At 41.2% G+C, this 255-nt stretch carries 1 pseudogene; it reads right to left on the reverse strand.

The features are described 5' to 3' along the window. Positions 1 to 255 (reverse strand): annotated as a pseudogene (locus AAEY68_RS21320) (EcoAI/FtnUII family type I restriction enzme subunit R); the annotation flags it as partial.

Genomic DNA, 255 nt, shown 5'->3' on the forward strand with positions numbered 1-255 from the left:
TGCGTGATGTGGTTAAAATTGTTGGAATGGTTTTTTCGTTATCACAAAAGGTTTTTAAATCGTTTTCACCCGCTACACCATCGTTAGCGGTAACACGAACACAATAGTTAGTGTTGGTGGTCCAGCCTTTTTTTACTGCGTACTGATTAATAAAATCGCGCACCATACCGGCATGAACTTGTGTTGCACAAAACACGATGGTTTTTTCATTGGGTTTAAAGCGATCCATCCAGTAATGAACGCGGCGTTCTTCAC

Origin of the sequence: Pseudoalteromonas sp. RB2-MNA-CIBAN-0110, from assembly GCF_040309305.1 — a bacterium.
Classification (GTDB): domain Bacteria; phylum Pseudomonadota; class Gammaproteobacteria; order Enterobacterales; family Alteromonadaceae; genus Pseudoalteromonas; species Pseudoalteromonas arctica.